Origin of the sequence: Hymenobacter sp. B1770, assembly GCF_049896385.1 — a bacterium.
GTDB lineage: Bacteria > Bacteroidota > Bacteroidia > Cytophagales > Hymenobacteraceae > Hymenobacter.
The window spans coordinates 902,460-917,952 of record NZ_JAFCUF010000001.1; the positions used below are offsets into that span (position 1 = coordinate 902,460).

Annotated in this window: 11 protein-coding genes; all 11 read left to right on the plus strand. The window is 59.7% G+C overall.

From position 1 onward, the window contains the following. The first annotated feature begins 12 nt into the window (after positions 1 to 12). The 11 genes from ACP7AJ_RS03725 to ACP7AJ_RS03775 all read left to right on the plus strand — a co-directional run bounded on the left by ACP7AJ_RS03725 (position 13) and on the right by ACP7AJ_RS03775 (position 15,450). Complete coding sequence (locus ACP7AJ_RS03725) at positions 13 to 3,288, plus strand: SusC/RagA family TonB-linked outer membrane protein (RefSeq protein WP_426058833.1); 3,276 nt, start codon at positions 13 to 15, stop codon at positions 3,286 to 3,288. Positions 3,289 to 3,307: 19 nt separating this feature from the next. Further along, positions 3,308 to 5,170, plus strand: coding sequence for a RagB/SusD family nutrient uptake outer membrane protein (locus ACP7AJ_RS03730; protein WP_426058834.1), 1,863 nt, complete (start codon positions 3,308 to 3,310; stop codon positions 5,168 to 5,170). A 41-nt stretch (positions 5,171 to 5,211) separates the two neighbouring features. Then, on the plus strand, positions 5,212 to 5,562 hold the full coding sequence (locus tag ACP7AJ_RS03735) for a cupin domain-containing protein (RefSeq protein ID WP_426058835.1): 351 nt from the start codon (positions 5,212 to 5,214) through the stop codon (positions 5,560 to 5,562). Between the two features lie 37 nt (positions 5,563 to 5,599). Beyond that, entirely contained in the window at positions 5,600 to 6,724 is a 1,125-nt protein-coding gene (gene pelA, locus ACP7AJ_RS03740) for a pectate lyase (RefSeq protein WP_426058836.1), read from the plus strand. Positions 6,725 to 6,744: 20 nt separating this feature from the next. After that, on the plus strand, positions 6,745 to 8,280 hold the full coding sequence (locus ACP7AJ_RS03745) for a tagaturonate reductase (protein ID WP_426058837.1): 1,536 nt from the start codon (positions 6,745 to 6,747) through the stop codon (positions 8,278 to 8,280). Between the two features lie 161 nt (positions 8,281 to 8,441). After that, a complete protein-coding gene (locus ACP7AJ_RS03750; RefSeq protein ID WP_426058838.1) occupies positions 8,442 to 10,094 on the plus strand; it encodes a UxaA family hydrolase in 1,653 nt (550 codons plus the stop codon). Positions 10,095 to 10,158: 64 nt separating this feature from the next. After that, the gene (gene uxaC, locus ACP7AJ_RS03755; protein ID WP_426058839.1) at positions 10,159 to 11,598 is read left to right on the plus strand and encodes a glucuronate isomerase; all 1,440 of its coding nucleotides are present in this window, start codon (positions 10,159 to 10,161) and stop codon (positions 11,596 to 11,598) included. Between the two features lie 135 nt (positions 11,599 to 11,733). Further along, on the plus strand, positions 11,734 to 12,744 hold the full coding sequence (locus ACP7AJ_RS03760) for a PfkB family carbohydrate kinase (RefSeq protein ID WP_426058840.1): 1,011 nt from the start codon (positions 11,734 to 11,736) through the stop codon (positions 12,742 to 12,744). A gap of 172 nt (positions 12,745 to 12,916) precedes the next feature. Continuing rightward, positions 12,917 to 13,573: a bifunctional 4-hydroxy-2-oxoglutarate aldolase/2-dehydro-3-deoxy-phosphogluconate aldolase gene (locus ACP7AJ_RS03765; protein WP_426058841.1), complete on the plus strand. Its 657-nt coding sequence runs from the start codon at positions 12,917 to 12,919 to the stop codon at positions 13,571 to 13,573. A 30-nt stretch (positions 13,574 to 13,603) separates the two neighbouring features. After that, entirely contained in the window at positions 13,604 to 14,974 is a 1,371-nt protein-coding gene (locus ACP7AJ_RS03770; protein WP_426058842.1) for an MFS transporter, read from the plus strand. A 14-nt stretch (positions 14,975 to 14,988) separates the two neighbouring features. After that, positions 14,989 to 15,450 (plus strand): nuclear transport factor 2 family protein, encoded by a 462-nt coding sequence (locus tag ACP7AJ_RS03775; protein WP_426058843.1) that lies wholly within the window; start codon positions 14,989 to 14,991, stop codon positions 15,448 to 15,450. Positions 15,451 to 15,493 lie beyond the last annotated feature (43 nt).

The window sequence follows — 15,493 nt, forward strand, 5'->3', positions numbered from 1 at the left end:
ACTTAAAAAAAGATGAAAAAACATTTTCTCCTGCTCTGGCTGTTGCTCTTGGGGAGCATCGGACTGGCAGCGGCGCAAAGCCGCCAGGTTCAGGGCGTCGTGAAATCTGCTGAGGGCGAGGGCTTGCCCGGCGTGACGGTGCTAGTGGAGGGAACCACCAACGGTGCCTCTACCGGCGGCGATGGCCGCTACAGCATCACCTTGCCCGAGGCCAACGCGGCCGCAGCCAAGCTGCGGTTTAGCTACGTGGGCTTTGTGGCCCAAACAGTGCAGGTGGGCAGCCAGTCCACCATCAACGTTACCCTCGCCTCTGACAGCAAGCAGCTCGAAGACGTGGTGGTAATTGGCTACCAGGAAGTGCAGCGCCGCGACGTGACCGGCTCGGTATCTTCGGTAGGCGCCCAGCAAATTAAAGACATTCCGGTAAACTCAGCCGCTGAAGCACTTACGGGCCGTTTGGCCGGTGTGCAGCTCACCTCGGCCGAGGGCACGCCGGGCAACACCAATGTGCAGGTGCGGGTACGGGGCGGTGGCTCCATCACCCAGGACAACTCGCCCCTGTACGTAGTCGACGGTATTCAGGTAGAGAACGCCCTGGGCGTGATTGCGCCGCAGGACATTGCCTCCGTTGACGTGTTGAAAGATGCCTCGGCCACGGCTATCTACGGTGCCCGTGGTGCCAACGGCGTCGTTATCATCACCACCAAAAAGGGTACAGAAGGTCGCACTGTTATCAGCTACAACGGCTTCGCCGGCGTGCGCCGCATCAGTAAGATGCTGGGCGTGCTTGGGCCCGAAGACTACCTCAACTACCAGTTTGAGCGCGCCCAGCAGGCCGGTACCGGCACGGGCGGTTTGCCCTCGTTCAAGAACCTGTTCGGCAGCTCCAACTTCAACAGCGACACCTTGCTGCGGGCCCGCAACGCCCCCTTCATCAACTGGCAGGACGAAACCTTCGGCCGCGACGCTTTCCAGCAGACCCACAACGTGTCGTTAGCCGGCGGCGTGAAAGGCACCACCTACTCACTCAGCCTGACCAGCAACCGGGAAGACGGCATTCAGCGCGCTTCCGACTACGACCGTAAGCTGGTAAACTTCCGCTTCGACACCAAAGCCACCGACAAGCTACGCTTTGGCTTGAATCTGCGCTTCAACGACCAAACTTCTAATGGTGCTGGCACTTCTTCCACCGGTTCGAACACCACTTCGCGCCTGCGCAACTCCGTACAGTACCAGCCCTTGGCTGTGCCCAACTTTTCGGGCCGGGTGCTCGACCCTGGCACGTTCGACGAGGACTTCTTTGCCACCTCTAGTTTGGTGAACCCCATTCTGACCATCGACAACGAGTACCGCCGCGACAAGCGCCGCAACTTGAACATCGGCGGCAACATCGCCTTCGAGATTGTTAAGAACCTGACCTTCCGCACCACGGCCGGTTTCGACATCACCAACGGCGACCTGGGTACTTTCAACGGCCGCTTCTCGCCGCTGTTGCGCCAGCCAGCCGGCAACTACCAGAATCTGCCCACAGCCTCCATTACCACGGGTACCCAGAACACGCTGAACAACTCCAACGTGCTTGATTACCGGCTCAACAAAGGCGTTCACGCCCTGACCGTGCTCGTGGGTGAAGAAACCTACTACCAGCGCAACACTCAGCAGTACATTCAAACCAACTTCCTGCCCCTGGACATCACCGCCGACCGAGCGCTGGCCAACATCAACCAGGGCGTGCTGCCTGCGGGCCAAACGGCCCAGCCGGTGCTGCCCACCACGAGCATTCCCCAGGATTACCGGTTGCTGTCGGGCTTTGGCCGAGTTACTTACTCGTTCGATGACCGTTACCTGTTCACGGGTACGCTCCGGGCCGATGGCTCGTCGAAGTACAAGCCCGGCAATCGGGTCGGCTACTTCCCCGGCGCTTCGGTGGCCTGGCGCGTCTCGCGTGAGAACTTCTTCAAGGACATCACCAAGGTGAACGACCTGAAAGTGCGCTTGAGCTACGGCCAGGCGGGTAACAACCGCATTGCCGACTTCCTGGGCGACCAGCTCTTTTCGGCCGGCAGCGCGCCGTATGCCCTCAACCACAGCATTGTGCTGGGCTCGGCAGCCAACACCCTGCCCAACCCCAACCTGAAGTGGGAAACCACTACCTCGCGCAACTTGGGTGTCGACCTCGCTTTGTTCGACAACCGCGTGCAGTTCACCGCTGATGCTTACTACAACACCACCAGCGACCTGCTCATCAACCGTACGGTGCCTGCTTTCCTAGGCTACACTACCCAGACCCAGAACATCGGCTCGACTTCGAACCGTGGCTTGGAACTGCAGCTGACCAGCACCATCATTCAAACCCCCGACTTCACTTGGTCGGTTACGGCAAACACCTCGTTCAACCGCGGCCGCATTGAGAGCCTGGGCGCGGGCCTCAACGAATTGCCCGCCATCAGCTCGGGTTGGGCTGGCACGGCTTTGGCCCGCGACTACGTGGCCCGCGTTGGCCAGCCAGTAGGCCAGATGTTCGGCTATGTTACCGACTACACCAACGGCCGCCAGGGCTTCTACACCGCCAATGACTTCGAGAGCTACAACGCCAGCAGCAACCGCTGGGTGCTGAAGCCGGGCCAGTTGCTGTCGGGCACCCCCGACGGCTTGGCTGCCCAGCCCGGCACGCTCCGGTTGGTAGACCAGAACGGTGACGGCGTAATCAACGACTTGGACCAAGTGGTAATTGGCAACGCCAACCCCAAAGCAGTAGGCGGTTTGAACCAACAGTTCACCTACAAGGGTTTTGACGCCAGCGTATTCCTCAACTTCGTGTTGGGCAACGACGTCTACAACGCCAACAAGATTGAGTTCACGAGCAACACGGCCAACACGGTGTACAGCAACCTGCTCGATCAGATGAGCAACCGCTACCGCACCATTGAAGCCGATGGCACCCCCATCACCACGCTGGGGCGCTTGCAGGAAGTAAACCAGAACGCTTCTATCTGGACCCCTACCCGCAACTACTTCCTGCACTCGTGGGCCATAGAAGATGGCTCGTTCCTACGCGTCAACAACATCACCATGGGCTACAGCCTGCCCAAGGCCCTCACCACCCGTGCCCACGTGCAGCAGGTACGTTTCTACGTGACGCTGAACAACCTGTACACGTTCACCAAATACACCGGCTTCGACCCGGAGGTGAACACCCGCCGCGCCACTCCCCTCACGCCGGGGGTAGACTACGCTGCCTACCCTCGCAGCCGTGCCCTCTTGTTTGGTGTGAATCTCTCCCTCTAATCTCCCACCCGCTAGCAATATGAAATCTTCTATTTCTTTCCGTGCCGCACTGGCCGTGAGCGCCCTGGTAGGTGCCGGGCTGGTTACTTCCTGCAAAGACTTCCTCGACGTGGAGCCCTTGGCGCTGAACACGACGGAGTACACGTTTAGCACCGTGGCCGGGTCTACTGCCGCCGTCATTGGCGCCTACGACCCCCTCTCGGGCGACCAGAGCTACGGCACGCGCATCAGCATGTACTTCCCCTTCGACTCCGACGAGATGATTGGCTCGGCAGGCGCGCCCGATGGGGCGCGGCGCAGCATTGCGCGCTACAAGGCCCTGCCCACTAATACCGAAATTACCAACCCCTGGAACACCCTGTACCAGGGAGTGGAGCGGTCCAACATCTGCATCCAGCAGATTCCGCTCTCGCCGCTCTACAACGGTGGCACCTCGGCCGATACCGCAGCCATGCACCGCCTGCACGGCGAAGTACTGACCCTGCGCGCGCAGTACTACTTTGAACTGGTGCGCAATTGGGGCGATGTGCCGGCCCAGTTCTCGCCGTCAGTATCGGGCCAGGACTTCAACCTGCCCAACGCCGACCGCAACGTTACCCTCGCCCGCTTGGTCGATGACCTGGCCCTGGCCACCAAACTCGTGCCGTGGCGCAGCCAGGCTGGCCCCGCCAATGAGCGCATCACCAAGGGCGCCGTGAAAGCCCTGCGGGCCCGTATTGCGTTGTATCGCGGCGGTTTTTCGCTGAAAGGCAACCAGATGACGCGCCCCGCCGACTACCTCGACTTCTACCGCATTGCGCGGCGGGAGTGCGCCGACCTGATGGCCAACCCCAGCGAGCACCGTTTGACCCCGAGCTTTCTGGAAGTATTTAAGAGCATCAACGAGCAGCGTTCCCAGGTCAACACCGAAATTATGTTTCAAGTAGGCATGACGGGTTCTACGGCAACTTCGGACAGCAAGCTGGGCTACTACAACGGACCGCGTTTGCAAAACGCCAGCGGCACTTTTGGCTCCACGCAAGGCGCCGTAACCGTAGTGCCGACTTACTTCTACGCCTTCGATTCGACCGATACGCGCCGCGACGTCACCATCACTACGTACAACATTCCTACTGGCAGCAATTTCCAGTCGGGCGTGGCTCTCAACAACATCACCGACGGCAAGTTTCGCCGCGACTGGCACATCCCGCCCCTCACCGGGTCCAGCAACTACCTCGGCTACAACTGGCCCCTCATCCGCTTCTCGGATGTGTTGCTAATGTTTGCCGAAACCGAGAACGAACTTAACGGCCCCACCCAGGCCGCCCAGGATGCCTTGATGCTGGTGCGCACCCGCGCCTTTGCTGGCAACCGCGCCCGGGCGCTGAGCACCCTCGCCGCGGGCGGTTTCACCATGACCAGCAAGGCTGGACTGTTCAACACCATCGTGAACGAGCGCTACCTGGAGTTCGGCAGCGAAGCCATCCGCAAGTACGATTTGCTGCGCTGGAACTTGTTTGAGCAGAAGCTGGCCGAAGCCAAATCCAACATCGAGAAGATGGCCAAGGGCGAGGCGCCCTACCAGAACGTGCCCGACTACCTGTTTTTTCGTACGCCGGCGCCCGGCCCGGTGCAGTGGGTGAACTCGTTCTACCGCCCCACGGCCCTCACCACGGCCCCTGCCGGCACTACCCGCGTGAACTGGCGCTTGGCCATCAACGCCGCGTACGTGGCCAATACCCGCCCCACCGGCACTACCTACACGTTGGGTGCTACCACCGCCACCAGCACGGGCGCTGGCCTAGCCGCCGAGTACATGCCTAACATGGGCAAAGAGCTGCAGCCAATTCCGCAAAGCACCATCGCCGCCGACCCCGTCCTGAAGCAAAACTTCGGTTATTAGGTCGCATTGGCTTCCAATGCCTCATCGCTGCTTTTCACGCCATGGTAAACGCTTTGAATGGAAATCCTCCGGTGTTCGGCCTGGCCGAACACCGGCCCTGGGAAACGGTAGCCGACGGCGTACGTCGCCAAGTGCTGACCTACGATGCCAACACCATGCTGGTGAAAGTGGCCTTCGACCAGGGCGGCATTGGCAGCCGGCATCAGCATGTGCACACGCAGCTGAGCTATGTGGAAAGCGGCGTGTTTGTGGTGACTGTGGGCGAAGAGCGGAAGGTACTGCGCGAAGGCGACTGCTTCTACGCCGTTTCTAACGAGTGGCACGGGGTGGAGTGCCTCGAAGCCGGCGTGCTGCTCGACGTGTTCAATCCTGCCCGCACCGATTTTTTATAGTCAATACCAACCGGGCCCGGCCCAACTATATCAACGCATGATAACGCTGCAACTACTGTTCCTGTTGGCGGGAATGAGCAAGGTGGGACTTGAAACGCCCCTGACTCAGCAGGCGACGGTGGCCGCGGGTGGTTCGGAAATTTTCCGGACCGCCCAAAGGTCGCAGCAAGCCGCGGCTCAGGACACCACGGCCGAGAAAATGCTGGTGTTTCAGCGTGCCATTGGCGGGTGGCCCAAGGCCGTAGGTACCGCCAAAGTGGACTACACCCACCCGATGAGCGCTGCCGAGCGGGCCAGCACCCTGGCCGACAAAAACCGGAACGACGCCACCATCGATAACAATGCCACGACCCGTGAAATCAGCTACCTGGCTGCGGCGTTTCAAAAAACCAACAACCCCGCCTACCGCGAGGCCGCCGAAACCGGCGTTCGCTACCTGCTGAAGATGCAATACGCCAATGGCGGATTTCCTCAGTTCTTCCCCGACTTCAGTGGCTACCGCCACCAGATTACCTACAACGACAACGCCATGGTGCGTGTGCTGCAGTTGTTGCGGAACGTGGCCACCCGGAGCAAGCAGTTTGCTGTGCTGAACCCGGCTTTGGCGCCCCAGGCCCAAGCCGCCGTGGACCGCGGCACGGAGTGCATTCTGAAAACCCAGTACGTGCGCAACGGCCGCCCCACAGCTTGGTGCGCCCAATACGACGAAAATACCCTGCAGCCAGCCAAGGCCCGCGCCTTCGAACTCGCTTCGCTGAGCGGCGACGAATCAGTGGAAATTGTCCGGTTTCTGATGGGCATCGACAAGCCCTCTGATGCGGTGAAGAAGTCGATTGAAAGTGCCATAAGCTGGTTCGAAAAAGTGAAGCTGACTGGCTACGCTACCAAGGTCGTTACAGCCCCAGGCAGCAAGAAAGTGCTCGACCGGCTCATCGTAGCGGAGCCTGGCTCCACCATCTGGGCCCGTTTCTACGAGCTCGACACCGACCGGCCAATCTATGTGGGCCGCGACAGCAAGGTCCGTTATCAGCTAGCGGAGATTGAAAACGAACGCCGCGCTGGTTACCTCTACGCCGGCACTTGGCCAGCTAAGTTGCTGGCCACCGAATACCCCGCCTGGCAAAAACGCGTGAACACCACCAACGGCGAAGCAAAAAAATAATCCGGCTATTTATCATGCCCATGACTATCCTAACCAAAGAGCTGGCCCTGGCTGCACCCGCTACCGCCACCACCCTGGCTTGGCCCACAGCCGAGATGTTTGCGCTACCCGAGAAGGTGCTCCAATTCGGCACCGGCGTGCTGTTGCGCGGCCTGCCCGATTTCATGATTGACGAGGCTAACCGCAAGGGCGTCTTCAACGGTCGCATTGTGGTGGTGAAAAGTACCGATGGCGGCGACGCCACGGCTTTCGACCGCCAAGATGGCCTATATACCGTGAGCATCCGCGGCGTCGACGATGGGCAGCCGGTAGAGGAGAACGTGGTGTGTGCCAGCATCAGCCGGGTTTTGTCCGCCAAAAGCCAGTGGGCCGAGGTGCTGAGCTTTGCCGCCAGCCCCGACCTGCAGGTAGTAATTTCTAATACCACAGAGGTCGGCATTCAGCTCGTGAATGAAGACATTCATCTCTCACCCCCGCAGTCGTTTCCCGGCAAGCTGCTGGCCGTGCTTTACAAGCGCTTCCAGGCTTTCAAAGGTGATGTCAACTGCGGACTGGTGATTGTGCCCACTGAGCTGATTCCCGACAACGGCCGCAAGCTCGAGGCCATTGTACTGGAGTTGGCCCACCGCAACGACCTGGGCAGCGAGTTCATCGACTGGCTCGAAGCGGCTAATCATTTCTGCAATACACTGGTCGACCGCATTGTGCCCGGCCGTCCCGACTCCGCTACCTACGAGCAGCTGCAAGCCGACCTGGGCTACCAGGACGAGTTGCTGACCGTGGCCGAAGCCTACTCGCTGTGGGCCATTGAAGGCGGCGAGAAGGTACGCAACATCCTGTCGTTTCACTCAGTGGCGCGGGGCGTGGTCATCCGGCCCGACATCACTATGTTCCGCGAGCTGAAGCTACGCTTGCTCAACGGTACGCACACGCTCAGCTATGCCTTAGCCCACCTGATGGGTTGCGTTACGGTACGCGAAGCCATGGACGACGAAAACCTGACCCGCTTCATCCACAACCTGATGCTGGCTGACCTGCTGCCCGGTATCCCCTACGTGGTCGACGAAAAAGTGGGCCAGCGCTTCGGCATGCAGGTGCTCGACCGTTTCCGCAACCCTTACCTGGAGCACCGCTGGCTGGCCATTGCCATGCAGGGGACCATGAAGATGCAGATGCGCAACGTGCCCACGCTGCTGCACTACTACAAGCAGCACCAGGCCGTGCCGCACTACGTTGCGCTGGGCTTTGCGGCCTACTTGCTGTTCATGCGCAACACGGCTTCGGCGCCGGGAGCAGGACAGGGCGAAGCCAATGGCCATGCCTACACCATCCAGGACGACCGCGCCGGCTACTTCGCCGACCTCTGGGCCCGCCTCTCGCCCGAGGAGCTGACCGCAGCCGTGCTCCGCAACACCGCCCTCTGGGGCCACGACCTCAGTCGCCTGCCTGGTTTCTCCAATTGGGTAAGCCAGTACCTTAACCAGCTTCTGGAAGAAGGCGCACCCTCGACATTAGCGGCGTTTTTTACCAAGAAAGCGGCTATTGTCAATTCGTAGAATGACACGTCGGTCATGCTGACGAAAGAAGCAGCTTATCTCCGCTGAACGTGCCATATCAACATGAAAGGATGCATGGCTTCGCCGACCTTCGGTTCGCAAGCTCAGCATGACAGGCGCTAGTTCAACAGCACGACTTCAATCAATAATTAATCTTCCCCGTGAAGCATCAAGTAGCCCGTATTCATCCCGCTGATAATGTGCTCGTCGCCCTCGCCGACCTGCCCATTGGCACCGAAGTGCCGTGGGAAAATGAGTTCGTGACCACCAGCGAAGCCATTCCGGCCAAGCACAAGCTCGCGCCCCTCGGCCTAAGCCCCGGCCAGTCCGTGACCATGTATGGCGTGCTGGTGGGCACGGCCCGCGAGGAAATCCGTCCCGGCGGTCGCCTCACCACTGCCAACATCAAGCACGCCACCAACAGCTACGACGAGAACGCCCAACAGCGCCCCGCCTGGACGGCTCCCGATGTAAGCGCCTGGCAAACCCGCACCTTCATGGGTTTTCACCGCGCCGATGGCCGCGTGGGCACCGCCAATTACTGGCTGGTTATCCCGCTGGTGTTCTGCGAAAATCGCAACATCCAAGTGCTGCAGGAAGCCCTGATAACTGACCTCGGCTACGGCCGCCGCAAGAGTTATCAGCCCGAAACCCGCAAGCTGCTGAGCTTGCTGCAGGCCGGCAAGTCGGTAGAAGAAATCTTGAGCGCTGACCTGGAAACCGCGCAGGATGCGGCTCGCAGCACGCGCCCCTTCCCCAATGTCGACGGCATCCGCTTCCTGGCCCACGAGGGTGGCTGCGGTGGCATCCGCCAGGATGCTCAGACTCTGTGCGGCCTGCTGGCCGGCTACATCACGCACCCCAATGTGGCCGGTGCCACCGTGCTCAGCCTGGGCTGCCAGAACGCGCAGGCCAGCATGCTGCAGGACGAAATCAACAAGCGCGACCCCAACTTCAGCAAGCCGCTCTATATTCTCGACCAGCAGAAGCTGGGCACCGAGGAAACCCTCATCAGTACCGCGCTGCGCCAGACCTTCGCGGGCCTGATGCTCGCCAACCAGGCGCGCCGCGAGCCCGCCCCGCTGTCCAAGCTGAACATCGGCTTGGAGTGCGGCGGCTCCGACGGCTTCTCCGGCATCTCGGCCAACCCCGCCCTGGGGCACGTGTCGGATATGGTGGTGGCGCTGGGCGGCTCGGTTATTCTGGCCGAATTCCCGGAGCTGTGCGGCGTAGAGCAGGAACTGGTCGACCGCAGCATAGACCAACCCACGGCCGAGCGTTTCAGCAGCCTCATGAAGGCCTATGGCGACAGTGCTATTGCAGTAGGTTCAGGCTTTGATATGAACCCCTCGCCGGGCAACATCCGCGATGGTCTGATTACCGATGCCATGAAGTCGGCCGGGGCGGCTCGCAAGGGTGGTTCTTCGCCCGTAGTAGCCGTGCTCGACTACCCCGAACTGGTGACCAAGCCCGGTTTGAACCTGCTTTGTACGCCCGGCAACGACGTAGAGTCCACGACTGCCGAGGTAGGCTCGGGTGCCAATGTCGTGCTGTTCACCACCGGCTTGGGCACGCCCACCGGCAACCCCATTGCCCCGGTCATCAAAGTGGCTAGCAACACAGCCCTGGCCCGGCGCATGCCCGACATCATCGACGTAAACACCGGAACCGTAATCGACGGCGAGGAAACCATAGAACAGGCCGGCGAGCGGATTCTCGACTACGTCATCCGCGTAGCCAGCGGCGAGGAAGTTGCCGCAGTGCGTCACGACCAAGCCGATTTTATTCCGTGGAAGCGCGGGGTGTCGCTGTAGAAAAATAGAAAAGCCGTCATGCTGAGCGGAGTGAAGCATGACGGTTTATTAGAAGAACAAGACCATGAAGCCATTTCTCAACGACGACTTTCTGCTCCAAACGGCTACGGCCAGCACGCTCTACCACGAGTTTGCGAAGCAGATGCCCATTATCGACTATCATAATCACCTGCTGCCCGACCAGATTGCCGAGGACAAGCAGTTCGAGAACATCACCCAAATCTGGCTCTACGGCGACCATTACAAGTGGCGCGCCATGCGGGCCAACGGCGTGCCCGAGCGCTACATCACCGGCGATGCTTCCGACTGGGAGAAGTTTGAGAAATGGGCCGAAACCGTGCCCTACACGCTGCGCAACCCGCTCTACCACTGGACGCACCTGGAGCTGCAGCGTTACTTCGGCATCACGGAGCTGCTGAACAAGGACAGCGCCCGCCGCATTTACGACGAGTGCAGCGCCAAGCTGCAAACCCCCGAGTTTTCGGTGCAGGGCCTGCTGCGTAAGATGAACGTGGAAACCCTCTGCACCACGGACGACCCTGCTGATTCGCTGGAGCACCACCTGGCCATCGCTGCTTCGGGCTGCGAGGTGCGCGTGCTGCCCACCTTCCGCGCCGATAAGGCCATGGCCGTGGACGATGCCACCAGTTACAACGCCTACCTCGACCGCTTGGGTCCAGTGGCTTCCGTGGACATCCGCACTTTTGCCGACCTGGAAACGGCCTTGCGCCGCCGCCACGATTTCTTTGCCAGCCTGGGCTGCCGTTTGTCGGACCACGGCCTGGAGCAGATTTATGCTGCCGACTACACGGCCGCTGAAATCGATTCTATTTTCACGAAAATCCGCGGCGGTAGTGAGCTGACCAGCGCTGAGAATCTGCAGTTCAAATCGGCTATGCTGGTGCTACTGGCCGAAATGGATTGGGAGAAGGGCTGGACCCAGCAATACCACATTGGCGCGCTGCGCAACAACAACTCGCGTATGCTCCGCGAACTGGGCCCCGACACGGGCTGGGATTCCATCGGCGACTTCCCCCAGGGCCGCGCCCTCTCCACGTTCCTCGACCGGCTCGACAGCCAGGACAAGCTGGCCAAGACCATTATCTACAACCTCAATCCGGCCGACAACGACCTCATTGCCACGATGATTGGCAACTTCAACGATGGCTCGGTGGCAGGCAAAATGCAGTTTGGCTCCGGCTGGTGGTTCCTCGACCAGAAGGACGGCATGGAGAAGCAGCTCAACTCGCTCTCAAACATGGGCCTGCTGCCGCGTTTCGTGGGCATGCTCACCGACTCGCGCAGCTTCCTTTCGTATCCGCGTCACGAGTATTTCCGCCGCGTGCTCTGCAACCTGCTCGGCAACGACGTGGAGAACGGCGAACTGCCAGCCGACATGGAATTGCTGGGCCGCACGGTGCAAAATATTTGCTACGGAAACGCCAAGGAGTACTTTGGCTTCGAGAAAGTAGCAGCAGCGCCAGTGGCTGTAGCTGCGCAGTAATAAAGAATTGCCATAAGCAACGTCATGCTGAGCTTCTCGAAGCATCTCGCGTGTGGTAGTAACTCAACCATTGAACGATGCGAGCGAGATGCTTCGGCCGCGCTCAGCATGACGTTCTTTTAAGTTCCCAATAGAATGAAGCAAGTTGTCACGTTCGGCGAAATCATGATGCGGCTATCGCCGCCGCTGAATTATCGGTTCGCGCAAACGCAAAGCCTGGAAATCACCTACGGCGGCGGCGACGCCAACGTGGGCGCCTCACTGGCAGGCCTTGGTGTGCCCGCCGCGCACGTCACTTGCTTTCCAGCCAACGACATGGGCTTGGCAGCGGCGCAACACTTCCGCGCCTTGGGCGTGAACATGAACGCCACAGTTTTCCAAGGCGACCGCCTTGGCCTGTACTTCCTGGAAGTGGGAGCGGGGATGCGCCCCAGCAAGGTGGTGTACGACCGCGCCAACTCGGCCTTCGCTCACCTCGACGCAGCGGCTTTCGATTGGGATGAGATTTTGAAAGACGCCGGCTGGCTGCACTGGACGGGCATCACGCCGGCCATCTCGGCCAGCACCGCCGAGGCCACGCGCCAGGCCATTGCTGCCGCGCGTCGCCTGGGCATCACCGTATCGGCCGATGTGAACTACCGCCGCAACCTGTGGCAATACGGTCAGACAGCCCAGGCCGTGATGTCGGAACTGGTGGAAGGTTGTGACATTGTGGTGTGCTCCGAAAACGACGCAGAAGACCTGTTCGGCATTCAGCCGTTGCCTGGCACCGACAACAAATTTGTGTCGGTGGCTCAGCAGGTGATGGAGCGTTTTCCGCAAATCAAGCAGGTCATTACCACACGCCGCAAAACCCACAGCGCCTCGCACAACGGCCTGAAAGGCATATTCTACGACGGCGAGCAGTTTCTCGAGACCATCACCTACGACATCAACCCTATCGTGGACCGCATCGGTGGCGGCGATGCCTTTATGGCAGGCTTCATCTACGGCTCACTGGCCTATAACAACCCGCAGCAGGCTTTGACGTTCGGCGTCGCTGCTTCGGCCCTGAAACACACGATTCACGGCGATATCAACCTCGTGTCGGTGGCCGAAGTGGAAGACATTATGCGCGGCAACACCAGCGGCCGCCTGCTACGATGAGAAAATAAACAGAACATTATGCAAAGCGCAGCATCTTTACCTCAATAGGAAATATTGCTTAAGGTAATGAAGCGGTAAAGATGCTTGGCTACGCCGACCTGCGGTTCGCTCCGCTCTGCTCTGCATGACGGACTATCGTCACCCTTTTCCTGTTCTTACTATCAAAACAAACATGCCCCGCCACACGCCTGCCGCCACCCTTGCTACCCTGCTCCGCCATCCGGTGGTGCCCGTGTTTTACCATGCCGATGCCGCCTATGCCCAACGCATTGTGCAGGCTTGCTACACCGGTGGCATTCGGGTGTTTGAGTTTGTGAACCGCGGGGAGCAAGCCATGACCGTGTTTGAGCAGCTGCAGGGTTTTGTGCAGCAGCAGTGCCCCGACATGGTGCTCGGCATCGGCACGATTTACAAGGCCCAGGAAGCTGAGGAGTTTATTGCGGCCGGCGCCGAGTTTGTCGTACAGCCGCTGGCCACAGCGGAGGTCGCTGAAGTATGCCGCGCCCACGACATTCCGTGGCTGCCCGGTGCCATGACGCCCACCGAGATTTACAATGCTAGCCAGCAGGGCGCGGCGGTGGTCAAAATCTTCCCTGGCAATGTGGTGGGCCCTGATTATGTGAAGGCGCTGCGAGGCCCCATGCCCGAAACCAAGCTCATGGTGACGGGCGGCGTGGAGCCCACCCGCGAGAGCCTGAGCGCCTGGTTTGGAGCCGGCGTGAATGCCGTGGGCATGGGCTCGCAGCTCTTCAAAAATGCCGATGATACCGACGCGCTGGCCGCACGCATCGCCGAATTAATGCAAATTGTCGCCCAGTTGGGTAAGTAACCGTTCTTCCTTCCTTAAACCCGCCCATATATGACGCCATCACAGCAGCTAGCTCCGGACGTTCCATCCATCGATGTGGGGTCTGCGATTGGGAAGTACCGTTGGACCATTTGTTCGCTGGTCTTCTTTGCTACCACGGTCAACTACCTCGACCGCGCCGTTATTTCTCTGCTTAAGCCTTACCTGGAAACGGAGTTTAAGTGGAATTCGGGCGACTACGCCAACATTGAAATTGCCTTTAAGCTGGCCTACTCGGTGGGCATGCTGGGCGTGGGCCGCATCATCGACAAGCTGGGCACCAAGATTGGCTATGCCCTCTCTACTTTTCTGTGGAGCTTGGCTGCCATTGGCCACGCCTTTGTGAGCAGCACGCTGGGCTTTAGCGTAGCCCGGGCTTTCCTGGGCGTAACGGAGGCCGGCAACTTCCCGGCGGCCATCAAAACCACGGCCGAATGGTTTCCCCAGAAGGAACGGGCGCTGGCCACTGGCATCTTCAACTCGGGCTCTAACGTGGGCGCCATCATTGCCCCGCTCACCGTGCCGCTCATCGCCGAAACGATAGGGTGGAAGTGGGCCTTCGTGATTACCGGCGCCCTGGGTTTTGTGTGGCTTATTCTGTGGTTTATTTTCTACGAAGTGCCGGCCCGGCAAGTGCGCCTCGGCAAAGCTGAGTTTGACTACATCCACAGCGATGTGGACGACCAGGCGGCTGTGGCCGTCGGCAGCGAGTCCAAGGTTTCCTGGTTTAAGCTTCTGACCTTTCGCCAGACCTGGGCCTTCGTGCTGGGTAAATTTTTAACAGACCCAATCTGGTGGTTCTACCTGTTCTGGTTGCCCGATTTCCTGAACAAGCAGTACGGCTTGAGAGGAACTGATGTGGCCTTGCCGGTGGCGGCTGTGTACGTGCTGTCCAGCGTGGGCAGCGTGGGCGGCGGCTGGATTCCGCTGAATTTCATGCGAAACGGCATGGCCGCCTTCCGGGCGCGCAAGCTGTCGATGCTGCTCATTGCGCTGTGCGTGTTCCCAATTGTGTTTGCGCAATACCTGGGCCAGATGAGCATGTGGCTGGCCGTGCTGGTTATTGGCATTGCGGCAGCGGCGCACCAGGCTTGGAGTGCCAACATCTTCACCACCGTGTCGGATATGTTCCCGAAGCGGGCCGTGGCTTCGGTCACGGGCATTGGCGGCATGGCCGGTGGCCTGGGCGGCATTCTGCTGTCGGCACTGGTGCAGAAGCGCATGTTCGTGTACTACGAAAACATTGGCCAGCTGGAAACAGCTTACTTCATCATGTTCCTGATTTGCGGCGGGGCCTACCTGCTGGCCTGGGTGCTGATGCACTTCCTGGCTCCAAACATGAAGCAAATCAACCTCGACGAACCTTCCCCCTCCGCAGCCTAGCGCTTGCCCATCCTATGAAAAAACTGCTCACGCTGGCACTACTCTTCGTGCTGGGCCTGGCCGCTGTGGCCCAAACTCCCAACGGCAAAAACGATAAAGCCGCCAAAGAAGTAGAGGCCCTGGAGCGCCTGCGCTTTGAAGCCCAGGTAAAAAAGGATTACCCTTTTCTGGAAAAAGCCTTTGCCGATGACCTGGTGTACACCCACTCCAACGGCAAGCAAAACAACAAGACAGAGTACATCCAGAGCATCCGCGACGGTAAGAGCGTGTATGATAAAATCGAAGTGGAGAACATCAACGTGCGCGCTTACAACAACGGCAAAGCAGCCGTTGTCAACGGTCAAATCATCATTTATCAGCCCAACAAGCCCGACGGCTCACCCAACGTGGCGCACATTAAATACGTGGTGGTGCAGGTGAAGAACAAGCAGGGCTGGCAGGTGGTGCTGTGGCAGTCGCAGAAGCAAGCTTCTTAAGTTGAGTTAAACCTTTTGTAGAGACGCCGCCACACTTGGCGTC

Coding starts and splice junctions, on each gene's coding strand:
- ACP7AJ_RS03725 (WP_426058833.1), top strand. CDS start 13: ATGAAAAAACATTTTCTCCTGCTCTGGCTGTTGCTCTTGGGGAGCATC.
- ACP7AJ_RS03730 (WP_426058834.1), top strand. CDS start 3,308: ATGAAATCTTCTATTTCTTTCCGTGCCGCACTGGCCGTGAGCGCCCTG.
- ACP7AJ_RS03735 (WP_426058835.1), top strand. CDS start 5,212: ATGGTAAACGCTTTGAATGGAAATCCTCCGGTGTTCGGCCTGGCCGAA.
- pelA (WP_426058836.1), top strand. CDS start 5,600: ATGATAACGCTGCAACTACTGTTCCTGTTGGCGGGAATGAGCAAGGTG.
- ACP7AJ_RS03745 (WP_426058837.1), top strand. CDS start 6,745: ATGACTATCCTAACCAAAGAGCTGGCCCTGGCTGCACCCGCTACCGCC.
- uxaC (WP_426058839.1), top strand. CDS start 10,159: ATGAAGCCATTTCTCAACGACGACTTTCTGCTCCAAACGGCTACGGCC.
- ACP7AJ_RS03760 (WP_426058840.1), top strand. CDS start 11,734: ATGAAGCAAGTTGTCACGTTCGGCGAAATCATGATGCGGCTATCGCCG.
- ACP7AJ_RS03765 (WP_426058841.1), top strand. CDS start 12,917: ATGCCCCGCCACACGCCTGCCGCCACCCTTGCTACCCTGCTCCGCCAT.
- ACP7AJ_RS03770 (WP_426058842.1), top strand. CDS start 13,604: ATGACGCCATCACAGCAGCTAGCTCCGGACGTTCCATCCATCGATGTG.
- ACP7AJ_RS03775 (WP_426058843.1), top strand. CDS start 14,989: ATGAAAAAACTGCTCACGCTGGCACTACTCTTCGTGCTGGGCCTGGCC.